This is a genomic window from Corallococcus exercitus (genome assembly GCF_003611585.1).
Taxonomy (GTDB): domain Bacteria; phylum Myxococcota; class Myxococcia; order Myxococcales; family Myxococcaceae; genus Corallococcus; species Corallococcus exercitus.
This window is the reverse complement of sequence record NZ_RAVW01000453.1, coordinates 1-7423: the sequence shown is the minus strand read 5'-3', so window position 1 is coordinate 7423 and position 7423 is coordinate 1. Positions and strand designations below refer to the sequence as shown.

General features: G+C 70.5%; 7 protein-coding genes and 1 pseudogene. 2 read left to right on the top strand and 6 right to left on the bottom strand.

Translation table 11 applies throughout. The features are described from left to right. Together D7W79_RS35490 and epmA are read right to left on the bottom strand one after the other, a co-directional pair. On the bottom strand, nucleotides 1-589 hold a 589-nt coding region (locus D7W79_RS35490; RefSeq protein ID WP_244222148.1), incomplete at its 3' end, for a lysophospholipid acyltransferase family protein. Beyond that, a complete protein-coding gene (epmA, locus tag D7W79_RS35485) occupies nucleotides 589-1602 on the bottom strand; it encodes an EF-P lysine aminoacylase EpmA (RefSeq protein ID WP_120529746.1) in 1014 nt (337 codons plus the stop codon). The genes D7W79_RS35490 and epmA, both read right to left, overlap by 1 nt. Before the next feature lie 29 nt (nucleotides 1603-1631). Between epmA and D7W79_RS35480 the strand changes: the two genes are divergently transcribed. Further along, on the top strand, nucleotides 1632-3371 hold the full coding sequence (locus D7W79_RS35480; RefSeq protein WP_208729924.1) for a chromosome segregation protein SMC: 1740 nt from the start codon (nucleotides 1632-1634) through the stop codon (nucleotides 3369-3371). Nucleotides 3372-3428: 57 nt separating this feature from the next. Beyond that, nucleotides 3429-3968 carry an FHA domain-containing protein gene (locus D7W79_RS35475; protein ID WP_120529745.1) on the top strand — a complete coding sequence of 180 codons (540 nt, stop codon included), beginning with the start codon at nucleotides 3429-3431 and terminating at the stop codon, nucleotides 3966-3968. A 66-nt stretch (nucleotides 3969-4034) separates the two neighbouring features. Here D7W79_RS35475 and D7W79_RS35470 read toward each other — a convergent pair whose 3' ends face one another. The 4 genes and pseudogenes from D7W79_RS35470 to D7W79_RS35455 form a co-directional block, all read right to left on the bottom strand. Then, on the bottom strand, nucleotides 4035-5081 hold the full coding sequence (locus D7W79_RS35470; protein WP_120529744.1) for an SPFH domain-containing protein: 1047 nt from the start codon (nucleotides 5079-5081) through the stop codon (nucleotides 4035-4037). Between the two features lie 197 nt (nucleotides 5082-5278). Continuing rightward, nucleotides 5279-6079 carry an ABC transporter permease subunit gene (locus D7W79_RS35465; RefSeq protein ID WP_120529743.1) on the bottom strand — a complete coding sequence of 267 codons (801 nt, stop codon included), beginning with the start codon at nucleotides 6077-6079 and terminating at the stop codon, nucleotides 5279-5281. A gap of 2 nt (nucleotides 6080-6081) precedes the next feature. After that, the gene (locus tag D7W79_RS35460) at nucleotides 6082-7041 is read right to left on the bottom strand and encodes an ABC transporter ATP-binding protein (protein ID WP_244222147.1); all 960 of its coding nucleotides are present in this window, start codon (nucleotides 7039-7041) and stop codon (nucleotides 6082-6084) included. Next, a pseudogene (locus D7W79_RS35455) lies at nucleotides 7038-7423 on the bottom strand (ArnT family glycosyltransferase); the annotation flags it as partial. The gene D7W79_RS35460 and the pseudogene D7W79_RS35455, both read right to left, overlap by 4 nt.

Below are 7423 nucleotides of genomic sequence, written 5' to 3'. Positions count from 1 at the left end.
ACTGGATGGCCCGCCCGCCCTTGGGAAGGATGAGCCGCGTCCCGGAGATGGCCATGGGGACGACGGGGACCTGCGCCTGGATGGCCAGCGTGGCCGCGCCCTTCTTGAACGGCCGCAGCTCGCCATCCGGGCTGCGGGTGCCTTCGGCGTAGAACAGCACGCTGACGCGCTCGCGCAGCGCCGTCACGGCTTCCTGGAGCCGGGCCCGGTCGTCCGCGCCGCCCGTGCGCTGCACGGGGATGTTGCCCGCCACGCGCATGGCCCGGCCGAACACGGGCACCTTGAAGAGCTCCGCCTTGGCGACGTAGCGCGTGTGCTTGTCGATGTGCGCGAAGTTCACCATCGCGTCGAAGTGCGACTGGTGGTTGCTCACGAAGACGACGTTGCCTTCCTTCGGGATGTTCTCCAGGCCGAAGGCTTCGTGCCGCACGCCCGCGGCCGCGAGCGCCGAGCGCCCCCAGGCCCCGAGCACCTTGTCCGCCGCCGGGTGCTGATTCAACCCGGACAGCACCGTCACCGTCGCGGACGTCACGCCCGTGAGGCCCACCGTGGCCGAGCCGGCGAACACCGTCTGGAGCACCTTGAGCATCAGACGAACCCGTGCGCGGGGAACAGGAGGACGTCCTCGATGCGCTGGACCCCGAGCAGCAGCATGAGGATTCGGTCGAGCCCCACGGCGATGCCCGCCGAGGGCGGCATGCGGCCCACCGCCTCCAGGAAGCGCTCGTCCAGGGGATACACGGCGCGGCCCAGCTTGCGGCGCAGCTCCTGCTCCTCCACCAGCCGCGCGCGCTGCTCCGCCGCGTCCGTCAATTCGGAGAAGCCGTTCGCCAGCTCCAGCCCCTTCGCGTACAGCTCCACCCGCTCCGCCACGCGGCCGTCGCCGGGCTTCAGCCGGGACAGCGCGGCCATGGACGCGGGGTACTCGATGAGGAAGGTGGGCCGCTCGTGGCCCAGGCCCGTCTCCACCTTCTGCAGGAACAGGTGGAAGAAGACGTCGTCGAAGGACGTCGCGTCCCCGGTGCGCACGCCCGCGGCTTCCACCGCCCGCTTGAGCGACGCGCCATCCGAGTGCACGTGGATGTCCACGCCCGTGGCGCGCAGGACCGCGTCCCGCACCGTCACCCGCTCGTACGGCGTGCGCGTGAAGAAGGCGGGGTCCGCGCCCGGTTCGCCGTCGTTCGCGTCCGCCGCCGCCCGGCCGGCCCGGGCGAGCGCGCCCTCCAGGTCGTCCATGATGGCGTGGTAGTCCGCGTGCGGCCGGTAGAACTCCAGGAGCGTGAACTCCGGGTTGTGCGTCTGGGACACCTCGCCATTCCGGAAGACCTTGCAGATCTGGAACAGCGGCCCGGCCCCTTGAGCGAGCAGGCGCTTCATCGCGTATTCGGGGCTGGTGTGCAGGTAGAGCGTGCGGGCCTTGCCCAGGTCCGTCTCCGGGACGAAGGGCGTCTCGAAGGCGGAGATGTACGGCTCCATGCCGGGGGTGGGCACGAGCAGCGGCGTCTCCACTTCCAGGTAGCCCTGGCCGGCGAAGAACTGACGCAGGGCGGAGTACAGGCCCTGGCGTCCTCGGGCCGCCCGCCATGGGTTTACGTTGGGCATCGGCAGGTCGGAAGTAACATGGGCGGCCCATGTCCCCAAGGATTCCGTCCCTCCTCGCCGCCGCCGTGTGTCTGCTGAGCGCCTGTCACAAGGCGCCACCCCCGGTGGTGGTCCCCCCTCCCAGCGAGGAAGAGCAACTGACCGGGGAGGTGAACGCCCTTTCCACGGAGGCGGCCCTCCTCCTGGAGGAGCAGCACCGGCTGGTCTGGGACTACTGGACAGAGGGCAAGGCGGTGGACATCGCCGCCACCTACAGCGGCAAGCAGGCGCTCTTCAGCCTGGAGAACCTGCGCCGCATCGACCGGCTCCGGCACCTGACGAAGGACCCGCGCGAACTGCGCGCCCTCACCGCGCTCCACGGCCACTTCGCCGGTGAGTTCCTGGCGCGCGAGCTGGCCGAGTACAACGACGCGTCCGCCAACCTGGAGGCGTCGCTCAAGCTGAGCGTGGACGGGCGCGAGGTGCGCTACCACGACCTGGAGCGGCTGCTCGCCAACGAGAAGAGCGCCCTCAAGCGCAAGGCGCTCTACGCGGCGGCCACGCCCGCGCTCACCCGTCTCAACCAGACGCTCGTGCGCCGCGAGGCGAAGACGGGAGAGCTGGTGAAGCAGATGGGCTTCGAGTCCTACGAAGCCTTCGGCAGTGAGCTGCGGCAGGCGGACCTGGAGCGGCTGGCGCAGCTGGCGGAGGAGGTGCTCCAGGCCACGCAGGAGCCGTACCGCCTGGTGATGGAGCGGCTCTCCCAGCGCGAGCTGGGGCTGCCCTTCGCCCAGATTACGCGCGCGGACATCCCGCGCCTGTTCCGCTCGCGCGAGGTGGAGGACGCGTTCCCCAAGGGCGAGTCACTGGCGAAGGCACAGGCCACCGTGGCAGGGCTGGGCATCGACCTGAACGCGCTGCCCAACGTGAAGGTGGACGCGCGCGACCTGCCCCAGAAGAACCCGCGCCCGCTGGCCATGGCGGTGAAGGTGCCGTCCGACGTGCGGCTGTCCTTCAAGCCCGGCACGGGCGTGCTGCACCAGGGCCGCGTGCTGCACGAGGTGGGGCACCTCCTGCACACGGCCTTCACCCAGGAGCAGCGCTTCGAGCTGGCGCGGCTGGGCAACCCCACCGTGGGCGAGGCGTACTCCGCCCTCTTCGAGGACCTCCTGGAGGACCCGGTGTGGCTGGAGGAGAACGCGGGCGTGCTGGGGGACGCGGACAAGCGCGCCCAGTACCTGGCGACGTCCAGCGCGCACAAGCTGTACCTCATCCGCCACGCCGCGGGCCGGCTGCTCTACCAGCTGGAGCTGCACCGCCGCACGGACGTGGATCCGCGCGAGCTGTACCGCGCGCTGATGGCGCGCACCGGCGCCATGCCGATGACGGAGGACGACGTGGCGCGCTACCTGGTGGACCAGGAGGACTTCTACCAGTCCGCCGACAGCTTCCGGGCGTGGTTCCTGGCGGGGCAGCTCCAGGGGCAGCTGAAGGCGCGCTTCGGCCCGGCGTGGTGGCACGCACCGGAGGCGGGCGCGTTCCTCAAGGAGCTCTGGGCCCGGGGCACCGCGCCCTCCGCGCGCGAGCTGACGCAGGCCATTGGTGAAAATGGCCTCGCACCGGACGTGCTGCTCCTGCGCCTGAGCACCACGCTCCAGGTGCCCATGAAGCTGGACCTGCGCCGGCTGGACGACTCGCCCACGCCGCCCGCTCCCGCGTCACCCGCGACGACGCCCACCTCGGGGCCGCAGCAGATGCCCCGCGCGCAGGCGACGCCGCTGCCCTCCTAGGCCCAGGCCCTTTCGGGCCCTTCCCGTCCCCGCCGGTTGCACGTAGGGTCCACAGCCATGGTGTCCGTGAAACAGCTCCGTCCCTTCGCGGGGGCCTCGCTGGAGTCCTTCCGGGCCGCGTCCGGCTCCGTGGCCCTCATCCAGCAGCCCGTGGAGTCCGCCTTCAAGTCCGTGGTTCCGGCCATGGTGGGCATGCGCACGGTGGGCATGGCGCACCGCTCGCGCATGGGGGAGCGGCTGCTCGCGATGCTGCGCGACTTCGACAACCTGGAGGTGCACTTCCTCCAGCCGAACCAGGACGGTGAGGAGTTCACCGTGGGCCGCACCGACACGTGCGACCTCATGGTGCCGGAGCCCTCCGTCTCCCAGCACCACGCCACCCTGCGCTGGAACGCGGGCACCGGGGACTTCTCCGTGCGCGACGCGCAGTCCATGAACGGGACGTTCATCAATGGCGCGCCGCTGGGCTTCAAGGCCCAGGTGATGCTGCACGACGGCGCCACGCTGGCCTTCGGCGACGTGCAGTTCCTCTACCTGCGCGCGGAGACGCTGCACGAACACCTGCGCCTCGCCGTGCCGGGCACGCCCGCCCCCTGAAACGCGCGAAGGCCCCGCCTCCCAGTGGGAGACAGGGCCCTCTTCACGTCACGACAGGCGCGGGGACTACAGCAGCTTCATCAGCTCCGCGCGCTTGGCGTTGTACTCCTCGTCGGAGAGCACGCCCGCGTCCTTCAGCTCCTTGATCTCCTTGAGCCGCTGCGCCGGGCTGCGCGTGTCCGCCGGAGCGGCCGCCTGCGCGGGCTCCGCGGGGCGCTGCTGCTGCTGCTGGTTCTGCTGGTTGGCGAACATCTGCGCCATGCCGAACCCCATGCCCATGCCCATGCCCTGCATGGCGCCGTCGGATCCGCCACCGCCCTTGGCCATGCCCTCGGACGCGCCGAGCATCGCCTGGCCCTGCGCGTACTGCTGGAAGCCGCCGGCCAGCCGCGAGTACGCGACGTCCTTGGACAGCTTCTTCAGGGTGACTTCGTCCTCGGGCTTGATGCTGACGACGAAGTTGCCCATGCGGACGATGGTGAGGCCGTAGGTGTCCACGTGCGGCTTCAAGCCGGCGAGGATCTCCTGCTCCATCTCCTCCACGTAGGCGCCGCTCGTCACGTCCAGCAGCGGCCACTTCTTCTTCACCAGCAGCTCGGCGGTGCGGTCGCGCGTCACCTTGAGCACCTGGCCCTTGAACCAGCCCAGGAACTCCTCGTTGGAGGCGCGGCCCATGCCGACCAGGCCCACCACCAGCTTCTCCGGCTCCGTCACGCGGATGGAGAAGTCGCCGTACACCATGGTGCCGATGCCCAGGCCCGTCTCCGGGTCGCGCACGTCACCGATGGGGCCGCCGAACTTCACGCCCGTGTGCTCGCGGTTGGAGACGAAGAAGATCTCCGCCATGAACATGTTGCCGCCGGTGAAGCCCTCCAGCAGGCGCGACAGGAACGGGATGTTGTTGGTGTCCAGCGTGTGGCGGCCGGGCCCCAGCTTCCCCTCCACCTTGCCGTCCTTGACGAACAGCGCCACCTCATCCGCGTCCACGGTGAGCTGCGTCTTCATCCGGACGTTCTTCTCCGGATACTTGTAGACGATCTCGCCCTTCGCGCTGTCCGCGCGGGCGATGAAGTTCCGCTGCGCCTCGCCCTTGATGCTGTCGAAGATCCCCATGTCTGTTTCAGCGCCTCCGTGGCCGCCTGGGCGGCAGGTCTTCAAAGCTTCGTAACCCCAACCCCTAAATGCGGGGCCGCCAGCGCGAAAGCGCCACCGCGCTTCCCCCGGCATCCTCCCCTGGAACATACCAGCTTCACGGGCGCCTGCCCGTCCGGCCGGCCCCCTGGCAGTCCACTCTCCAACCCGCCTGTGACTCAACCCCAGCGGCTGACCAGACGTTCCCGGTCGAGGAGCCGGATGCTGGCCCCCAGCAGGACCAGGTCCAGCACCAGCACCACCGCGCCCTGGATGGCGTAGTAGCCCAGGCCCGCCTTGAGCACGCCCGCCACCTGCCCGCCCACCAGTCCCACCAGCGGCAGCACCACCAGCGCGGACAGCTGCTGCGCCATGCGCGCCTCGCTCACGCGGGCGGAGATGAGCACCGCGACACCGTTGCCAAAGAAGGCGAACAGCGGCGCGAGCACGAACACGCCGAAGCCCCACAGCGCGTTGGGCATCAGCGGCGCGCCCACCAGCGGCCACGCCACCCAGTCCACCCCCACGCAGAACAGGATGAAGGCCAGCCAGGTCATCACCACCGCGGGCACCAGCGCCGCCAGGCTCTTGCCGGCCACCAGCTCCGCCGCGGACACGGGCGACGCGAGCAGAGGCTCCAGCGTGCGCCGCTCCTTCTCCCCCGCCACGCTCTGGGACGCGATGAGGATGGGGATGAAGACGGGCATCACCAGGAACATGCCGAACCAGTCGGTGAGCGACTTGTCGATGAGGAAGCGCGCCGCGCTCGCGCCCAGCGGCAGCGTGGGGTCGTAGAAGAGGGCCACCGTGCGCAGGTCGGAGTGGTCCGGCTGCCGCACGTACGTCCACACCACGCCGATGGGCACCATCACCATCACCAGCGGCAGCACCGCCATGGACGCGAGCAGGCCCACGTTCTTGCGCAGGTCCAGCGAGTCCTTCCAGAACACCGCCAACGCGCGCCGCGGCCGGAAGGCCATGCTCACGTCTCCTCTTCCCGAAGCAGGTCCAGGTACACCTCTTCCAACGGCCGCTGCGCGGGCACCACGCTGTGCACGCGCGCGCCCGCGCCCACCAGGCACGCCACCACGTCCGGCGCCTGCGCCTCGTCCGCCACCATCACCCGCAGGCGGCCGCCCTCCACCAGCACGTTGGGCGTGAACGGCAGCGCCGCCAGCGCGGGCCGGAAGACCTCCGCGTCGCCCTCCACGCGCACGTCCAGGGCCTGCCCCGCGCGGCGCAGCTCACGCACCGGGCCCAGCGCCAGCAGGCGGCGGCGGACGACGGCCACGCGCTCGCACAGGCGCTCCACCTCCGCCAGGTTGTGCGAGCACAGGACGATGGTGCGCCCCTCGGAGGCCAGCTCCGCCACCGCGTCGCGCACGGTGCGCGCGGACTCGGGGTCCAGGCCGCTGGTGGGCTCGTCCAGGAAGATGACGCGCGGGTCGTGCACCAGCGTGCGCACGATGGCCAGCTTCTGGCGCATGCCCTTGCTGAAACCGCCGCACGCGTCGTCCTCGCGGCCGCCCAGCCCGAACCGGTCGAGGTAGTGCTGCGCGCGGGGCCACGCGACGGACTCGTCCAGCTCATGCAGCTTCATGAAGAAGCGCAGGTTCTCCCGAGCGGTGAGCCGGTCGTAGAGCCCGGGCTGTTCGGTGAGCAGGCCCACCACCTTGCGCAGCGACTCGCCGTCGCGCGTGACGGAGTGGCCCCACACCTCCGCGTCGCCACCGGAGGGCTTGAGCAGCCCCGTCAGCATGCGCACCGTCGTCGTCTTGCCCGCGCCGTTGGGGCCCAGGAGGCCGAACACCTCCCCGGGCCGCACGTCGAAGGTGAGGTCCTCCACGGCGGTGCGCTCGCCAAAGCGCTTCGCCAGCCCGCGCACGCGCAGGCCTCCCTCCACGGGGGACTCCACGCGACCAACAGGCAGGGGGCGGCTCACTCGATGGTCACCAGCACGAACTTGTTGTTGATGTCCCGATCGATGAGCGTGACGGTCTTGTCGGAGCCCACCGCGGTCCTCAGCAGGTTCACGCGGTTGTGCTCCACCAGCGCCCACTCGCGGCCGGGCCGCGCCACGTACTGGCGCATGCGCGTGTTGGCGTCGCCCGCACGGAACTGCTCCACCGTGTTGCGCGAGTAGAACGTCTCCCCGCGCCAGTTCATCATGTACGCGGCGATGGGCTCTCCCGCCTGGCGCTGGTTGTAGTAGCGCCAGAACAGGTCGCGCTGCGTCCAGTGGTGGGACAGGTCCACCCAGTGGCCCCAGTTGAACCAGAGCGCGAACGCCGCGGCCAGGCCCCAGAACGTGCTGAACAGCAGCA